Origin of the sequence: Bosea sp. (in: a-proteobacteria) (genome assembly GCF_023953965.1) — a bacterium.
Classification (GTDB): domain Bacteria; phylum Pseudomonadota; class Alphaproteobacteria; order Rhizobiales; family Beijerinckiaceae; genus Allobosea.
On record NZ_JAMLIX010000001.1, the window covers coordinates 2,714,161 to 2,731,243 of the forward strand.

Sequence of the window (17,083 nt, forward strand, 5' to 3'; positions counted from 1 at the left end):
TCAGAACCCGCGCGGCAGGACGGGGATGGGAAGCTGAAGCGCGAAGACGAAAACGCCGTAGCAAAAGGCCGCCAGCACCGCCGCGAAGACCAGGGCGCTGCTCAGGCGCGCGGAGCGCTCCGCCAGCGTCACGATGCCGACGAGGCCGAGGATCGCGATGACGAGCCCGAGCCGCTCCAGGGTGAGGATGAAGAACAGCACGCCGCCGGCAACGCACAGGAGCGGGCGCAGGCTGCGGAGCTCGATCCGTTCTCCGACCTCGCCGAAGCTCTTCCAGATCAGCGTGGCGCCGAGGATGAGCTGCAGTAAGCACAACAGGCGGGGAATGAAGCCCGGCCCCATATCCGCGGCCGTCCCGGTCGAGAGGTTCCACGACAGGCCGAGCGCGACGATGGCGACGAGCACCAGCAGCAAGCCCGTCAGCAGATTGTCCAAGCTACGAATCTCAGGCATTTCCTTCCTCCCGCGGCCGGCTGGGGCCCTTCGCCGCCCCGTTCATGGCCGCCATCTTTCTGGTTCGATAACCCTGTCCTGTCCCGTTGCCGGTCGCCGCCTCACGGGCTGCGGGAGATCTGGTCGACCTCGGCCCGTTCCTCCGGTGTCAGCGCCCAGCCGGCGGCTGCGACGTTCTGCCCGATCTGCTCGACGCGCGTGGCGCCGGCAATCACGCTCGGCACCGCGTCGTGTGATAAGAGCCAGCCGAAGGCAAGTTCCAGCAGGGTCCTGCCGCGTGCGGCGCAGAACGCCTCGAGCCGCTCGACGACGTCGAAATTGGCGTCGTTGACGAAGCGGGTGCCATAGCGTGCGCCATGCGCGCCGAGGCGGGAATCCGCCGGAAGCGGGCTGCCGCGCCGATATTTGCCGGTGAGCATGCCGCTGGCCAGCGGATAGAAGGGCAGCAATCCCATGCCATAGCGCTCGGCGACCGGGATCAGGTCCCGCTCGCTCCCGCGGGCGAGCAGGCTGTATTCGTCTTCCAGCGCGATGAAGTGCTCCAGCCCCTCCTGCCGGGAGGTCCAGCGCGCCTCGACGACCTGCCAGGCCGGCATGTTGGAGCAGCCGAGATAGCGGACCTTGCCCTGGCGGACGAGGTCGTCGAAGGTCCGCAGCGTTTCCTCGATGGGAACGCTCGGGTCGGGCTGGTGCAATTGGCACAGGTCGATCCAGTCGGTGTTCAGCCGCTTCAGGCTGGCCTCGACCGCGCGTGTCAGATAGCGCCGCGAGGCTCCGCGCAGCCGGCCTTCCTTGTCCATCGCCATGCCGACCTTGGTGGTGACGACGACGTCGGCCCGGCGCGCTCCCAGCGCCCGGCCGAGGAACTCCTCCGAGCTGCCGAGCTCGCTGTAATAGACGTCGGCCGTATCGAAGAAGGTGATGCCGGCGTCGAGCGCGGCATGGACGACCTTCTCGCTGGCGCCGAAATCGATCCGGCGGCCGAAATTGTTGCAACCGAGGCCGACGACAGACACACGCAGACCCGACTTGCCGATGGAGCGTTCTTCCATTCCATTTGTCCTTTGACCGGGTTGCCCGGGCTATTCCTGTTCGCCGCGCGCGACCCATTGCTGATAGGCTTCCCGCATGGCCTCGCCGAGCGGGTAGAGGCCGGTGATCGGGAAGCCCCGGGCCACGCGCTGCTTGGCGAAGCGCTCGACCCGCTCCTGCTCCAGCGCGTCGCGCGCGACCTCGCCGGCCAGATGCTCGGGGATGACGATCGCCCCGTCATGGTCGGTGACGACGATGTCGCCCGGAAACACCGCGACGCCGCCGCAGTCGATGGCGCCTTGCGTTTCCACCGGGATCAGGCCGCCATAGCTCGGCGGCGCCGCGAAGCCGCGGGAGAACAGGGGCAGCTTCGCCTGCGCCAGCTCTTCGGCATCGCGCAGGGCCCCGTCCACGACGACGCCGGCCGCGCCGCGCTGGAACAGCCGCTCGACCAGGATGCCGCCCAGCGTTCCGCAACCGGGGCGGCCGCCGGCGTCGATGACGAGGACATGGCCCGGCGGAATGTTCTCCACCGCGAAGCGCTGCGGATTGTCGGGCCTGGCCACGCTCCCCGACACGGCGAGATCCTCCCGGGCCGGGACGAAGCGCAATGTATAGGCCGGCCCCGCCATGCGGACCCGCTGCGGGCTCGCCGCACCGAGGCCGGCGATGAACACGTTCCGCAGGCCGCGCTTGAGCAACTGCGAGGACAGGGTGGTGGTGCCGGCGGCGAGCAGGCCGTCTTGCAGCGCGTCATCTTGCAGCGCGCCGTCGGGGAGGGAGGTCCGGGGCATCGCTCTAGCGTTCCCCGATCCGCGATTCCGCGAGAAAGCTGTTGCGCAGCGTGCCGATGCCGCTGATGGAGATCTCCACCACGTCGCCATGCACGAGATTCGGCGAGACGCCTTCCGTGCCCATCCAGATCACATCGCCGGGAAAGAGCGTCAGATAGCGGCTCATCGCCGCGATATAGGTCGCCACGCCGAAGATCATCGCGTTGGTGCGAAAGCGCGCCGTCGGCTTGCCGTTCAGCCGGATGGTCGTCTCCATCTCGTCGAGCGACGCCTCGGTCTCGATCCACGGACCCATCGGCTTGAAGGTGTCGGCATTCTTCGCGCGCCACATGGTGCGGTCGGTCTTGAGCCAGCTGCGCTCGCTGACATCGTTGCCGATCGTGTAGCCAAGCACGCAGGACAGCGCCTCGGCCTCGGTGAGATGCTTCGCCTTCCGGCCGATGACGACGGCGAGCTCGCCCTCGTACTGGACCTGCTCCGTCGCGTCGGCCGGAATGATCACGGGCTCGTCATGGGCGATGAGCGCGTTCACGGCGCGATAGCCGATATCGGGCTTCTGCGGGATGACCGGCTCGATGCCCAGGGCCGCTGCTTCCGCGCGGATGTGCTCCTCGTAATTGATGCCGGCACAATAGAAGGTGCGCGGGATGACCGGCACTTCGAGCTTCACCGCATCGAGCCGGTGGACGATCCGCGTCGTATCGTAGCCGCCGAACGGATCGCCGGTCACCTCGGTGATCTCCTCGCCTTCGAGGATGCCGTAGGCTGTCCGGGCCGGAGTGGAAAACCTGATCCATTTCATGACGTTGCCGCCTGTGCGTTGGAGTAGTGGGCGGGAAGGGGCGGGTGGGGCCACAGGTGATCCGGGGACAATTCGGCGATCGTGCCGCAGCCGATCTGACGCAGGATCAGGTCGATCTCGCGCTGCAGCAGCGCCAGCGCGCGGTCGACGCCGGGCCTGCCGCCCGCGGCGAGGCCATAGAGCGGGGCGCGGCCGACGAAGCAGAAGCGGGCGCCGAGGCAGAGCGCGGTCACGATGTCGGCGCCCCGCCTGATCCCGCCGTCGATCATCAGGGTGAGGCGATCGCCGACGCGATCGACGAAGCCGGGCAGCACGTCGATGGGGGCAGGGGCGCGGTCGAGCTTGCGCCCGCCATGGTTGGAAATGATGACGCCGTCCACGCCCAGTTCCACCGCGCGGGCGGCATCGTCCGGATGCAGCAGACCCTTGAGCACGAAGCTTCCGGGCCAGAGGCGGCGCAGGCGCTCCACGTCGTGCCAGCTCTGCGAAGCCCGCCCCTGGGCGGCGACGAAGCGGGCGATGGTCGCAGCGGACGCGGCATCGCCGCCGGCATAGGGCCGCCAGTCCTCGAAGACCGGCATGCCATGGCGCAGATAGCGCGCGATCCAGGCCGGGTGCCGCAAGGCTTCCAGCACGGTCGAGGGGCGCATCTTCAGCGGCTGGGCGAAACCGTTGCGCAGGTTGCGCTCCTGGTTAGAGCCGCCTTGTGCGTCGACCGTGAGCACGAGGGTCTCGACCCCGCTGTCGCGGGCGCGCCGGACGAGATCGTCCGCGACCGCCGGATTGGCGGGCTGGTAGAGCTGGTACCAGGCATGGCCCCGGGCGGCCTTCGCGATCGCCTCGATCGAGGCGGTGCTGGCGCCCGACTGGATGAAGGGGATATCGGCCGCCACAGCCGCCGATGCAAGCGTAAGGTCGCCGCCCGGCCGGTAGAGTGCGGCCAGCCCGGTGGGGGCGATGCCGAACGGGCTTGCATAGGTCTTCGCGAACAGCCGTACCGATTGATCCGGCTCCGCGCCCGTCAGGTAGCGCGGGCGCAGGCCGTGGCGCCGGAAGCTGGCGAGGTTGCGCTCCAGGCAGGTTTCGTCCTCGCAGCCGCCTTCGATGAAGTCGAATACGATCCTCGGCAGGGACCTGCGGCCCGATCGCCGCAGATCCTCGATGTTGATGGCGTCTTCGACATTCATCGGCCACGATCCGTTGAGCGCGAGGGTCGTCGGGATGGCCACGAACGGATCCGTGGCGGCAGCAAGCCGATCGTCAGTCGGGAAGACTCAGGTTCTCCTGGGCCGCGAGGCTCTTCCAGGTCTCGAATTCCTTCTCGACGAACTTCTTGAAGTCGTCGCCGACCAAGGGGTCGGTCTCGAAACCGGCGGCCTTGTAGCGCTCCTTGCCGTCCGCGCTGGTGAGCGCGGCGACCGTCTTGTCCTGCAGGGTCTTCAGCACGTTCGCCGGCAGGTTCGGCGGCCCCATCAGGCCGTACCAGATCACCATCTGGGCATCCGGGTAGCCCGCCTCGGCGATCGTCGGCACGTCCGGCAGCAGCGGATCCCGCTTCGGCCCGGTGACTGCGAGCACCTTGACCATGGCGTTGCCGGCGTGCCCGGCGACGGCCTGGACGGCGGGAAGGGCCATCTGCAGGTGCCCGCCGAGCAGATCGTTGATGGCGCCGCCCGAGCCCTTGTAGGGGACGTGGACCATCTTGATCCCGGCCTGCTTGGCCAACAGCAGCGCAGCCATGTGCGGGCCGCTGCCGATGCCGGAGGAGCCGTAATGAACCTTGCCGGGATTCTTGCGTGCGTATTCGACCAGCTCGGCGATCGAGTTGACGGGCAGGTCCTTGTTGACCGTGATCGCCAGGGGCAGCTGCAGCACGCGCGAGATATAGGAGAAGTCGTTCGGCACGGAATAGGGAATCGTGCTCTTCAGCGCCGGCAGCAAGGTGATGCCGTCCGAATTGGTGTGCAGGACCGTATAGCCGTTCGGCTGCGACTTGCTGACGAAGTCGACGGCCAGCGTCGACGACGCGCCGGGCTTGTTCTCCACCACCACCGACTGACCGATCTCCTTCGCCAGGATGTCGGCGAGGATGCGCGCGCTGATGTCCGATCCGCCGCCCGGGACGAAGCCGACGATCATTTTGACCGGCTTGTCGGGGAATTCGGCGGCGTGTGAGCTCGGGGCGCCGATGAGCGCGGCCATGATTGCCGCTGCACAAGACCAGATCTTTTTCATGTCATCTCCTTCCTGTTGCTTCTGTTTTCTTGAAGGCCGCTCTTCAGCCGCCCTTGGGAGCCCGGTTCCGTCACCGATCCTCTTCTCCGGCCGCGGGGCTAATCCGGCCGCCGGCATACGATGCGCACGCGATCGCGGTATTGCGGCACGATCCTTTCGCTCCACGGTGTCCGCGCCGCCGTCTTCCAGGCGCCGCCCTGGACGACCTCCGGCGAGGTCAGGTGATAGAGAAAGACATGCCGGTGCGAGGCGCCTTCGCCCACGAAGCGCCGCGCCGCCAGAACGCCCGAAACGCCTGCGAGCGCCGGCAGGTGCTCGGTATCGCACCATTCCTCGAATTCCGGCTCGAGCTCCGGGGCGATGTTCAGGGCGCTGAAGAGCAGGCCGCCCGCGCCGCTGGGCGCCAGCACATTGCCGGGGGTGCGCTGCTCGCTGATCACCCGCAGGATGCGGGTGCACATGCCGGTGACCTTCTTGGTCCAGGGCGTCGCATTCTCGAACGCCACGGCCAGATAGGGCTCGCTCTGGAGGACGTCGGGGCTCTCCAGGTCATAGCTGCCGATGGAGAGTTTGTCCGGTGCGATGCTGATCCAGCGCTCGCAGGTCAGGAATCCGGGAATCCGCTGCCGCTCGGGGAGATGCTCGGTATTGTACCAGCGATTGAACTCCGCGTCCTCCACGGCCGAATATTCCATTATAGCCACCAGCCCGGTGGTATTCGCAGGTGTGTTCATGGCAGATGCCCCGTCATTCGAACTCTCTTCAGGCCTGTGCGAGCGCATCCTTGAGGATCATCTCCGATCCTTTCTCGGCGATCATGATGGTCGGGGCGTTGGTGTTGCCGCCCGGCACCGTCGGCATCACCGAGGCGTCGATGACGCGCAGCCGCTCCACGCCGTGCACGCGCAGCTGCGGATCGACCACCGTCCTGCCATTCGGCCCCATGCGGCAGGTGCCCACCGGATGCAAGTTGGATACGCCGTTCTGGCGGATCGCGGTCTCGAACTCCGCGTCGGTCTTGACGTGGGCGCCCGGCAGCAGCTCCTCCCTGACGAAGGGGGCGATGGCCGGTTGCTGCGCGATCCTGCGGATGAGCCGCATGCCGGTGCGGATCGCGCTCAGATCATAGTCGGTCTTGAGAAAGTTGAAGCGGATCTCGGGCGCCTTCTCCGGCTCCGGCGCCTTGAGCCGGACATAGCCGCGCGCATCGGGGCGAAGGTGCACGGCGTTGACGCTGAAGCCGGGGAAGGGGTGCGGATAGACACCCTTGGCGTCTCGCCCGGCAAAGCTCCACGCCGTGAAGTTCAATTGAATATCCGGGCGGTCGAGCCGCTCGTCGCTGCGCGCGAAGGCCCCGGCTGCGATGCCGTTGCTGGCCAGCATGCCTTTCCGGAACAGGACATATTGCGCGCCGGCAAGCATGCGCCGCCAGAAATTGTTGGCGACGTCGTTCAACGTCACCGGTTGGGTGCAGCGAAACTGGAAGCGGAAGCAGAAATGATCCTGCAAATGGTCGCCGACCGCGCCGTTCTCGTGCACCACGCCGATCCCGTGCTGCTGCAGCAGCGCCCCGGGGCCGATGCCCGACAATTGCAGGAGCTGCGGCGAGTTGAACACGCCGCCGGAGACGATGACCTCGCTCCTGGCATACGCGGTGCGCTCCACGCCGTCGCGGCGATAGACGACGCCGACCGCGCGGCCTTCCCTGAACAGGATGCGCGTGGCGAAGGAGTTGGTGGAGACCTTCAGGTTCTTGCGTGAGCGTGCCGGTTCCAGAAAGGCCGCGGCGGCGCTCCAGCGGCGGTTATGGTTGGTCGTGCATTGAAAATGCCCGGCCCCGTCCTGCTGGCCGTCGTTGAAGTCGTCGTTCTTCGGCAGCCCGGCCTGCGTCGCCGCCTCGATCCAGTGGTTCGCCAGCTCGAATTTGATCGGATGGTTCGAAACACGCAGCGGCCCGCCGACGCCGTGGAACTCGCTGGCGCCGCGCTCCTGGTCCTCCGACTTCTTGAAATAAGGCAGGACGCTGTCCCAATCCCACCCGACGCAGCCGGTTTGCCGCCATTCGTTGTAGTCGGCGGGATTGCCGCGCATATAAAGCATGCCGTTGATCGAGCTCGTCCCGCCGAGGACCTTGCCGCGAGGCTGAAACATCGGGCGGTTGTCGAGATGCGGCTCCGGCTCGCTCTCATACATCCAGTTGAAGCGGGGATCGGCATAGAGCTTGGCATAGCCCATCGGCACATGAATGAAGGGATGCCGATCCCTGCCGCCGGCTTCCAGGAGGAGAACCGAGTATCGCCCGTTTTCGCTGAGTCGCGCGGCGACGACACAACCGGCCGAGCCCGCTCCGGTCACGATATAGTCGAATGTATCGGTTTGATCTGCCACGGCTTGTCTCGTTGCTTGCAATCGCCGGCCCGCATCCAACCGGGCGCAAGGGTTCGTTTCCGGCGGATGCCGGATTCCTTGCGCCAGACGACGGCGATATGAGCGGATCTCAAGATGATCCGTTCGCTTAATCCGCTGCTGTTCTGATTTTTAGTGGCGGAGTGCCGTGTTGTTGTTTTACGCTTCGGCTTGGAATTTCCTCTCGGATGGTTGTTCCGCTCTGGTTTTCCAGTGAGAAGCCAACCATCTTTCGACGAGTGCTAGCACGGTGCGCCGGCGATTCCTCGTCGTGATTGAGCAGTCAGCCATCGCGGTTCACGATGGCTCCTGGCTCGCGCGGGCGCTCAGATGCTTGACCAGCACGCGCGCCGCCGGTGTCAGCTCATCCTCCTGCGCGAAGCATAGCGAGAGGCCTCGCTCCGCCCAGCTCTCGTCGAGGCGAATGGTGGCGATGTTCATCGCGGCCACGTAACGCGCGGCGCAGGACAGCGGCACGAAGCCGACGCCCAGCCGGGATTCCACCATCCGGCACACGGTTTCGAAGCCGGTCACGCGCAGCCGCAGGGCCGGCGTCGCATTCAGCTCCGCTATGGCGCGCTGGACTATCTCGTCGAGCGAGCTTCCCTGCTTCGAGCCGATCAGGTGGAACGGCAGCATGTCCGCGAGCTTGACCTCGGCGCGCTGCGTCAGGACGTGATCGCGCGGCACCACGGCGACCAGCCGGTCCTTGTAATAGGGCACGATCCTCAAGGCGGGTGCCGGGACATTGCTGCCGATGATGCCGATGTCGCAGATATTCTCGCGCACCGCCTTGATGGATTCGGGCGTCGTGCTTTCCTCCACCTGTAGCCGGACGAGCGGGTGGCAGGCCAGGAACGAGGCGAGGTCTTCCGGCAGATATTGCAGGATCGCCCAGACGTTGGAGTGAATGCGCACCGTTCCCTTGATGCCGGCGCGATGCTCGCTCACCTCCGCCTCGAGCTGGGCGAGATCGCGCATGACGGCCCGCGCCAGATGCAGCATCGTCAAGGCTGCGGCGGTCGGCTCGAGCCCCTTATGCGTGCGCTTGAACAAGACGACGTTCGTGGTGGCCTCGAAATCCGACAGGCGCTTGCTCAGCGCGGATGCGGCGATGCCCTCGCGTTCCGCTGCCTTCGCGATCGAATTCTCCTCACAGGCGGAGATGAACAATCGCAGTGTGCGCAGGTTGAAATTCATCGAAGCCTCTCCCGGCAAATCGTAGGGATCGGCGCGCGACCTACGTAAGAATTCTGCGGCAAAGTCGTGAACTTATCATCCCCGGCGGGCATGTGGTTTGCCGATCGGGGCCCGTCTCGACGGCTTTCCCGGCAAGTTCACTTCGCGACCTGCGGATTTATCGCCGCGGCGGGCGGTGGCAGACAGGCCGGCGTGCCGCAGCGCAAGCGCGCCTTGGCCAGCGCCGCGGTCAAGCTCCCCGCTTCCGGATCCAAGGTGGAGAACGCCATGCCTGTCTACAAGCTTCTGCCGCAGCCGCAGGCCTACGGCTATCCGATCGGGATCCTGCTGCTCGACCTGATCGAGACCCATGTGCCGGGCGACACCGCCCATGCCGCGACCTATGGCTATCCCGTCCTGTTCAAGGTCGTGACCGAGGCCCGCGTCGACCGCGTCACCCATGGCGACCGGGCGGTGGAGGCCGCTCTCGTCGAGGCCGCCCGCGAGCTCGAGCGCGCCGGCGTGAAGGCGATCGCCACCAATTGCGGCTTCATGATCCATTATCAGGAGGCGGTGCGGGCCGCGGTGCGGATTCCGGTCTTCCTGTCGAGCCTCCTGCAGTTGCCGACGATCGCGCGCTGCATCCGCCCCGACCAGACGATCGGCATCATGACCGCGTTCAAGGATCGCCTGACGCCGGCGGTGCTCAGCCTCGCCGGCCTGCCGGATGGCCGCGACGTCGTGATCAACAGCATCGAGACGACGCCGGAATTCATGAACATGGGGGTGGAGGATCTGGATACCGACGCCTTCGAGGCGCAGCTTACCGGCGCCGCCGGAAAGCTGTTCTCATCGGGCAAGGATATCGGGGCGCTGCTGCTCGAATGCGCCGTGTTCACGCCCTATGCCGCCGCCTTGCAGAAGCGGTTCAGCGTGCCCGTCTTCGATTTCATCTCGCTGATCGACTACGCCTATTACGTCACCCATCGCCGGCGCTATGCCTGATCGGTGCCGCGTCAGGTCGCCTGGCGGGCGATCACGCCGAGCGCGCTGGTGATCAGCCGCGCGAAGGTGAAGGCGCCGAGCCCGTCGACATCGCGCTCCGGCATGAACTCGACGAAGTCGATGGCCGCGATGCGCCCGCGCCGGCCCGCGCCCCGGATCAGGCCGAGCGCCTGGTAGTAGCTCAGCCCGCCGGGCGCGCGCCCGATCACGCCTGGAATGATCGCGGGATCGAGCGCGTCGGCGTCGATGCAGACGATCACCTCGCTGCCCTCGGGAATGAGCGACAGCGCCGCCTCCAGCCCCTCGGCATGGAGCCGCTCGGCCGTGACGAAGTTCACCCCCCATGCCCTGGCGTCATTGTAATCCTGGGTCGTCGCGGTGCCGATGCCGCGCGCTCCGACCTGGACGATGCGCTCGATATGCGGCATCTCCGATGCGCGCCGCATGGTCGAGGACAGGCCCCATTCCTCGTCCATGTGCACCGGGCGCCAGTCGATATGGGCGTCGATCTGCAGGATGGTGAATTTGCGCCCTTGCGCCCTGTCGCCGACGGCCTGGAGCATTGGGATCGGGATGGAATCGTCGCCGCCGAGCAGGACCGGAACGGCGCCCTTGCGCAGGATGGCCGAAACCGCCGCGCGGATCGCGGCGCGGTTGCCCGCCGAATCCGCCTCGTCGAAGGGGACGTCGCCGCAATCGACGGCGCGCCGCGCGGCATCCGGGAAGACCTGCCCGTCACTGTCGAAATCATGGCGGTCGATGTTGAAGGCAAGCGCCGCCGTCGCCCGGCGCAGGGCATCGGGGGCGTTGCGGCAATAGGCGCCGACCGTGCGATAGGGCGTGGCGCAGGGGGCGCCGAGGATCGCGATGGGGGCCGACAGCTCTTCCAGCCGCTCGCAGCGTGTCAGACCGAGAAAGGTGGCATGGTCCGTGGTGGCGCCGTAAAGGGCGCTGAGCTGCGGCTGGTCTGTCATGGCGGATCCCTTCTAGATCATCGCGCGTCCTAACGGACGCGGTAACGATGATCTATCTCATTGTTGGAGCACCGGATTTTCCGAAAAGTGGATTCCACTTTCCGCATCCGATGCTCTAGGCTGGAAAGGCTCGACGTCCTCCCCCTCTATTCGACCTCACGGACGCCGGAGTAAAATTCCCATGCGCCGAACTTCACTTCGCAAAACCCCGAGGAATGGAGCTTGCGGTGGCTTTCGGAAGGTCTCGGCGATTTTGCGTCAGTCGCGGGGGCCGCGCGCGGCGATGACGGCATGGGCGGCGGCGACGAGGGTGCGGATCGTCGCGCGGTTGTCGCCCGAGCGAACCGCCAGGCAGACATTCGACTCGTACTGGAGATGCGGGTCCCCGATCTTGCGCAGGAGGCCGCGCCGGCACCAGTCCGCCGCGTAGCGCTCGGGCAGGTAGCTGATGTATTTTCCGGTCAGCACCAGAATGAGCTGGCATTCGACATCGACGGTCGTCGCCATCGCATTGAAGCCCTGGGCGGAGTAGCGGCTCCAGCCCTCCATATGCGCCCGGTGCACGAAGGGAACGGAGCGGATCTCGCCGGTCTCGATATCCTGGTCGGCCCGGTGGAAGAACGGATGCCCGAGGCCGCAATAGAGCGATTGCGGGTCGCGGCGGTCGAGCGAGATCAGGTCGATGGCCGCCGGCTTGCGGAACACCGGCAGGATCGCCGCGTCGATGTCCTCGGCGATGAGCTCGCTGACCAGGGCCCGGGGTGAGCCGAGCTTGAGGTCGAGATGAAGCAAGGGCGCCTTGTCGGTGAAGGCCCGCAGGCATTCCGGGACGATGTTGCCGGCGAGGTCGGACACGGCATCGACCATGCCGATGACGAAGCGGCCGGTCAGTTCCTGGCGCGCCTCGCCCACCCGCGCGCGGAACCGGTCGAGATCGTCGAACAGGATCCGCGAGGCATCGAGCAGGCGCGTCCCGGCTTCGGTCAGGCGAAAGCCGCTGCGGCCCCGCTGGCACAGATGCACGTTAAGCCGCGCCTCCAGCTTCGAGATATAGCCGCTTATCGTCGAGACGCCGATGTTGAGTTCGGTTTGTGCCGCGGTGAAGCTGCCATTCGTCGCCACGCTGACGAAAACCCGCAGCAATCGCAGGTCGACATCCTGAAGATTGGGCACAGGGACGCCCTTGCCGGGCTGCGTCATGACGTGTTCCCGCGCGGGCCGCACCGCTACGAATGTCGCCATGGGATGATGTGCGTGGCCACGAACGCCTTCGGCGAAATCCGGACTTGATCCTTTAAGGCTGATCGGGCCTCGAGCCCTCGCAGACTTCGGGTCTCGATTAACGCAAAGGGCGATACTGCGCAAATGCCCGGACTGCCGCGCGACGCCGGCAGTCCGGGTCGGCCCGTTTCGGGCCGTGTCTTCAGAGGAATGCGACGATGTCCCTGGCATCGCCGCCGGGGCTGAGCTTCCAGATCCGCTGCGCCAGCTCTTCCGTCCGCGCCTCGCCCAGGACCGGCCTGACGAGGTCGCGGTATTTGCGCTCGATCCCGGCATCGGGCAGCAGGTTTCCAGGTGAGCCCAGCGGAACGTCGATGCGCCGCTCGACGACCCGGCCATCGGCCAGCACGGCGCGCAGCCGCGCGGCGATCCCCGTCTTCACGGCCTCGTCGTGGACGACGCGGATGCGGCCGACGGCGTCGCGCACATCCGCCGCCGCGCGGACATCCTCGTCGAAAGCCGCGAGGTCCGCCGCGCCGCGCCGCCAGGCGACGGCGACCGAGTAGGGAATGCTCATCTGGGCATCGACGAGATTGCGGATGTCCTGGTTGCCGCACATCCGCGCGACGACCGCATTGGTGCCGACCTCGACCTCGGCGATCGCGTCCGCGCCGACCTCGGGAGCGAGCGCCAGCATGATCTCGATGGCCGAATGCGTTCCGCGGCAGGAGGCGAACGGCTTGATCGAGGAGTTGTGGATGCGCCAGTCCTTGCCCAGTTCGCGCAGCAGCATCTCCGGTTGCGCCGTTGCCGGCGCATAGGTGCGGAAAAATCCGCCCCAATCGGCCTCGAAGACCTTCGCCGGGCCGGTGAAGCCCTGCAGCGCCAGCTCCACGGCCAGGTTCCCGGCGAGAGCGGGCAAGCCGCAATGCAGGCGCTTCGTCATGGCGCCGTCCATGAGGAAGGACCAGTTGCCGGCCGACATCGACCCGGCGATGCCGAACGCCTGCGCCATGGTCGCCTCGTCGAGGCCGCGCAACCGCGCGACGGCGGCGGTGGCGCCGAACGCCCCGCAGGTGCCGGTGGAATGCCAGCCCGCGCCGTTGTGGGCGTCATAGCCGCCGGCCGCCTCGAGCATGCGCCGCCCGAGATCGTAGCCCGCGCAGATCGCGGCGATCAGGTCCCCGTCGTCGACGCGCTCGGGCAGCGCCTCGAGGGCGGCGAGGACCGCCGGTACGACGACGGCGCCGGAATGGTCGCAGCCGCTGGCGTCGTCGAGCTCGAGCGCATGCGCCGCGACCCCGTTGGCCAGCGCCGCCCCGCCGACCGAAAGCCGCTCGCCACGGCCCCACAGGCGCGCTTGCCCGGCGCCGCCGAGAATGGCTTTCGCGGCGGCGGCGGCGATGTTGGTCTCCGGCTGCCGCGCGCCGGCCAGCGCCGCGCCGAGCGTGTCCAGCAGATGGCGCCGCACGGCATGGACGGTCTCTGCGGGCAGGGCATCGGCGGTGAGCTTCGCGTAGGTTGCCGCGAGCGTCTGGGAAAGGGTCATGGTGTTGTCCTTCAGCCGGGCGCGCCGGAAAGATCAGATGCCGGCATAGCGCCGGGCGGTCGCCAGCATATCGGCGACCGCAGCCTCGTTATGTGCGGTCGTGGCGTCCACCCAGGCCTGATGCTCGGCGATCTGCGCCCGGACGAGCGCGATGTGGCGCCGGGTCTCGGACGGGCGCGGGCTGCCCTCGGAGGTGCGGGTGTCGATGAAGGTGCGCGCGTCGAGCATGCTGCGCAGATCGGCGTCCGACAGGCTGATCTCCATGCCGATCTCCTCCTGCGCGGCGCGCGCGAGATCGGCGCCGCGGACCTGCGAGGGGTTCAGCCCCGCCGCGAGGGAGGCGCGCACGAAGCTCGCCACGACCTGATGCGACTGGCGGAAATTGATGCCGTAGCCGCGCACCAGCTCGTCGCAGAGATGGCTCGTGGTGCTCCAGAAGATGCCGGCCGTCGCGGCCATGCGCTGGTCATGGACGGTCAGCGTGCGCACGGCCTCGTCCATCAGCCGCAGGCAGCCGAAGGTCGATTCCATGTAGAGGCCGATCTGGTCGTCGCCATAGGCATTGTCGAGATCGGTCGAGAGCGTGCCGCGCATGTTGCCCATGATCGTCGGCAGCCAGCCGATGGATTGCCCGGCCACGCCCTTGACGCGTTCGAGGCAGTGCGGGTTCTTCTTCTGCGGCATGATCGAGCTCGTGCCCGCGAGGCTGTCATGGACCTCGACGAAGCCGAATTCCCAGCTGCTCCAGATATAGAGATCGGTGGCGAAGCGGCCGAGATTGCCCATCAGCAGCGCGATGGCGGCGGCGTTCTCCTCGATGAACTCGCGGGCGAAGCCGCAGGCGTCGATGGAGTTGAAGACGATGTCGCGATGCCCGAGGAGGGCTGCGGTGCGCCGCCGGTCCACCGGCCAGGAGGTGCCGGCATTGGCGGCGGCGCCCAGCGAGCTCAGATCGGTGCGGCCATAGGTGTCGCGCAGCCGCTGCATCGCCCGCTCGACGACCGAGGCCTGGCGCATCAGGTAATGGCCGAAGGTCCAGGGCTGGGCGTGCTGGAAATGGGTGTAGCCGGGCATGATCGTCTCGACATGCCGCTCGGCCTTGTCGACGATGCCGCGCAGCAGCGCGACGGCTTGCGTCTCCAGCGACAGGAGGTTGTTGCGCAGGTAAAGCCGCTCGGCCGCCGCCGACTGGTCGTTGCGGCTGCGGGCGGTCTGGAGATGGCCGGCGATGTCCTTTCCGGCGAGCTTGCCGAGCGCATGCTCGACCTGCACCAGGAAGGAGCCGGATTCCTCCGCCCAGGGAAAGGCGTCGCGGCCCATGTCGTAGAGGCTGACCAGCGCGCCGATCAGCTTGCCCGCGTCGTCCTTCGGCACGATGCCCTGCTCGTGCATCATCACCGCATGGGCGATGTCGACCAGCAGGAAGTCCTTGTAGCGGCGGCGCATCCGCGGCATCTGCGGCTTCTCGTCGTATTCGATCAGCACGCTGTTGCGCTTTCCGAGACGGGCGGTCTCCAGGAAGACGTCATCTTCTTTCTGCACGGCTGTCCTCGTTTCCTAGCTGATCGCGGGGCGGGTCGGGGGGGCTGCGCCGTCGAACGCCAGCACCGGCGGCATGGCGCGAAGATCGTCCGGCGGCAGGTGGCAGGCGATGCGGTGGCGCTCGCCGAAATCGCGAACGGGCGGGGTCTCGTCGTCGCAGACCGGGCCGATCCTGCGGTGGCAGCGGGCGGCGAAGGGGCAGCCGACGCCCGCAGGCCCGGGCAATCCGTCGCGCAGCTCCACCTTGCGCTGGCGCACATGCGGATCGGCGATCGGGATCGTCGCCAGCAGCGCTTCGGTATAGGGGTGGTAGGGCGGCTCGAAGATCGCGCCGACCGTGCCGGTCTCGCAGATCGCGCCGCGATAGAGCACGATCACCCGGTCCGCGATCTCGCGAACGACGGCGAGATCGTGCGAGATGAACAGATAGGCGATGCCCCTTTCGTCCTGGAGCTTGCGCAGGAGCTTGAGGATCGAGGCCTGTACCGAGACGTCGAGCGCCGACAATGGCTCGTCGCAGACGATCAGATCGGGAGCGGCGGCGAAGGCCCGGGCAATCGCGACGCGCTGCTTCTGCCCGCCCGAGAGCTGGTTGGGATGGCGGGCGGCGAAATCCTCCGGCAGCGAGACCGCCCTGAGCAGGCTCGCCACTTCCGCCTCGATCTCTCTTGCGCTCATCTGCGGGCGGAACTGGCGCAGCGGGCGCCCGACGGCGTAGCCGATGGTCTTGGCCGGGTTCAGGGTGACGTCCGGATTCTGGAAGATCATCTGGATTATGCGCAGGTCGGAACGCGAGCGGCGCTTGACGTCGGCCCCGAGAACGCGGCCGCGATAACGGATCTCGCCGGAGCGGCGCGCGGCGAGCCCCGCCACCATGCGCCCGATCGTCGTCTTGCCCGCGCCGCTCTCGCCCACCAGGGCAAGCGTCTCGCCGCGGGCAAGCGTGAAGGCGGCATCCTCGACCGCCGTGAAGCTCAGCGGGCGCAGGTTCAGGAAGCCGCCGCGGATCTTGTATTCGTAGCGCAGCCCCGTCACCGAGAGGATCTCCTCGCCGCTCGGCGGGCGGGCGGGAATCCGGGCCGACATCACCGGGTTGGCGGCGAGAAGCCGGCGCGTATAGTCGTGCCGCGGATGATAGAAGATCGCCTCGACGTCGCCCTGCTCGACGATCTCGCCCTGGGACATCACCGCCACGCGGTCGGCGAAGCGCGCCACCAGCCCGAGATTATGGGTGATGAACAGGGCCGCTGCGCCGCGCCGGGCGATGATCTGGCCGAGAAGCTCCAGGACCGCCGCCTCGTTGGTGACGTCGAGGCCGGAGGTCGGTTCGTCGAGGATGAGCAGGTCGGGATCGCAGGCGAAGGCGATGGCGATCAGGATGCGCTGGCGCTGCCCGCCCGAGAACTCGTGCGGATAGCGCCGGCTGGCGCCTTCCGGGTCGGGCATGTTGACGGCCGCGAGCATCTCGACGGCGCCGCGCATCGCCTCGCCGCGGCTGAGCTTGCGATGGGCGGCGATGACCTCGGCGATCTGGTCGCCGACGCGCATGATCGGGTTCAGCGCCTTGCCCGGGTCCTGGTGGACGATGGCGATCCGCGCGCCGCGCAGGCTGCGCAGCTCGGCGGCGGGCAGATGCGCGATATCGCGCCCGCGATAGCGGATATGCCCGCCGCGGAGCAGGCCGTTCGAGCCGAAATGGCCGAGGACCGCATGCGCCGTCGTGCTCTTGCCCGAGCCGCTTTCGCCGACCAGGGCGAAGATCTCGCCCTGGCGCACGTCGAAGCTGACGCCGCGCACCGCCTCCACCAGCCCGCCGGCCGTGCGGTAGGCGATCGCGAGGTCCTCGACCTCGAGCACATTGACCGGTGCGGGGTCTTGCGTGCGTGCCATC

16 protein-coding genes are annotated in these 17,083 nt (G+C 67.4%); 1 reads left to right on the forward strand and 15 read right to left on the reverse strand.

The genetic code is table 11. The features are described 5' to 3' along the window. From M9917_RS12615 to M9917_RS12660, 10 genes are all read right to left on the reverse strand, one after another. Positions 1-453 carry a tripartite tricarboxylate transporter TctB family protein gene (locus tag M9917_RS12615; protein WP_297254151.1) on the reverse strand — a complete coding sequence of 151 codons (453 nt, stop codon included), beginning with the start codon at positions 451-453 and terminating at the stop codon, positions 1-3. Between the two features lie 101 nt (positions 454-554). Then, on the reverse strand, positions 555-1,505 hold the full coding sequence (locus M9917_RS12620) for an aldo/keto reductase (RefSeq protein WP_297254153.1): 951 nt from the start codon (positions 1,503-1,505) through the stop codon (positions 555-557). A gap of 30 nt (positions 1,506-1,535) precedes the next feature. Beyond that, positions 1,536-2,279, reverse strand: coding sequence for an RraA family protein (locus M9917_RS12625; protein ID WP_297254154.1), 744 nt, complete (start codon positions 2,277-2,279; stop codon positions 1,536-1,538). 4 nt (positions 2,280-2,283) lie between these two features. Continuing rightward, positions 2,284-3,081: a fumarylacetoacetate hydrolase family protein gene (locus tag M9917_RS12630; protein WP_297254157.1), complete on the reverse strand. Its 798-nt coding sequence runs from the start codon at positions 3,079-3,081 to the stop codon at positions 2,284-2,286. Next, positions 3,078-4,310, reverse strand: coding sequence for an alpha-hydroxy acid oxidase (locus M9917_RS12635; RefSeq protein ID WP_297254159.1), 1,233 nt, complete (start codon positions 4,308-4,310; stop codon positions 3,078-3,080). Before M9917_RS12635 ends, M9917_RS12630 begins: the two co-directional genes overlap by 4 nt. Positions 4,311-4,341: 31 nt before the next feature. Continuing rightward, entirely contained in the window at positions 4,342-5,316 is a 975-nt protein-coding gene (locus tag M9917_RS12640; RefSeq protein ID WP_297254161.1) for a Bug family tripartite tricarboxylate transporter substrate binding protein, read from the reverse strand. Positions 5,317-5,414: 98 nt separating this feature from the next. Then, positions 5,415-6,050 (reverse strand): hypothetical protein, encoded by a 636-nt coding sequence (locus M9917_RS12645; RefSeq protein WP_297254162.1) that lies wholly within the window; start codon positions 6,048-6,050, stop codon positions 5,415-5,417. A 28-nt stretch (positions 6,051-6,078) separates the two neighbouring features. Next, positions 6,079-7,704, reverse strand: a complete 1,626-nt coding sequence (locus M9917_RS12650) for a GMC family oxidoreductase (RefSeq protein ID WP_297254164.1) — start codon at positions 7,702-7,704, stop codon at positions 6,079-6,081. Positions 7,705-8,019: 315 nt separating this feature from the next. Continuing rightward, positions 8,020-8,922 (reverse strand): LysR family transcriptional regulator, encoded by a 903-nt coding sequence (locus M9917_RS12655; RefSeq protein ID WP_297254165.1) that lies wholly within the window; start codon positions 8,920-8,922, stop codon positions 8,020-8,022. A gap of 137 nt (positions 8,923-9,059) precedes the next feature. Further along, the gene (locus M9917_RS12660) at positions 9,060-9,191 is read right to left on the reverse strand and encodes a hypothetical protein (RefSeq protein ID WP_297254167.1); all 132 of its coding nucleotides are present in this window, start codon (positions 9,189-9,191) and stop codon (positions 9,060-9,062) included. Between M9917_RS12660 and M9917_RS12665 the strand changes: the two genes are divergently transcribed. Next, on the forward strand, positions 9,190-9,906 hold the full coding sequence (locus M9917_RS12665) for an aspartate/glutamate racemase family protein (RefSeq protein ID WP_297254169.1): 717 nt from the start codon (positions 9,190-9,192) through the stop codon (positions 9,904-9,906). The genes M9917_RS12660 and M9917_RS12665 overlap by 2 nt on opposite strands. An 11-nt stretch (positions 9,907-9,917) precedes the next feature. On the opposite strand, the gene M9917_RS12670 is transcribed toward M9917_RS12665, so the two are convergent. The 5 genes from M9917_RS12670 to M9917_RS12690 all read right to left on the reverse strand — a co-directional run bounded on the left by M9917_RS12670 (position 9,918) and on the right by M9917_RS12690 (position 17,082). After that, positions 9,918-10,880, reverse strand: coding sequence for an arginase family protein (locus tag M9917_RS12670; protein WP_297254171.1), 963 nt, complete (start codon positions 10,878-10,880; stop codon positions 9,918-9,920). A gap of 258 nt (positions 10,881-11,138) precedes the next feature. Beyond that, positions 11,139-12,080: a LysR family transcriptional regulator gene (locus M9917_RS12675; RefSeq protein WP_297254173.1), complete on the reverse strand. Its 942-nt coding sequence runs from the start codon at positions 12,078-12,080 to the stop codon at positions 11,139-11,141. Positions 12,081-12,303: 223 nt separating this feature from the next. Then, complete coding sequence (locus M9917_RS12680; RefSeq protein WP_297254175.1) at positions 12,304-13,650, reverse strand: MmgE/PrpD family protein; 1,347 nt, start codon at positions 13,648-13,650, stop codon at positions 12,304-12,306. Positions 13,651-13,683: 33 nt separating this feature from the next. Beyond that, positions 13,684-15,192 carry an argininosuccinate lyase gene (argH, locus tag M9917_RS12685; protein WP_297254177.1) on the reverse strand — a complete coding sequence of 503 codons (1,509 nt, stop codon included), beginning with the start codon at positions 15,190-15,192 and terminating at the stop codon, positions 13,684-13,686. Between the two features lie 15 nt (positions 15,193-15,207). Continuing rightward, positions 15,208-17,082 (reverse strand): dipeptide ABC transporter ATP-binding protein, encoded by a 1,875-nt coding sequence (locus tag M9917_RS12690; protein WP_297254179.1) that lies wholly within the window; start codon positions 17,080-17,082, stop codon positions 15,208-15,210. Position 17,083 lies beyond the last annotated feature (1 nt).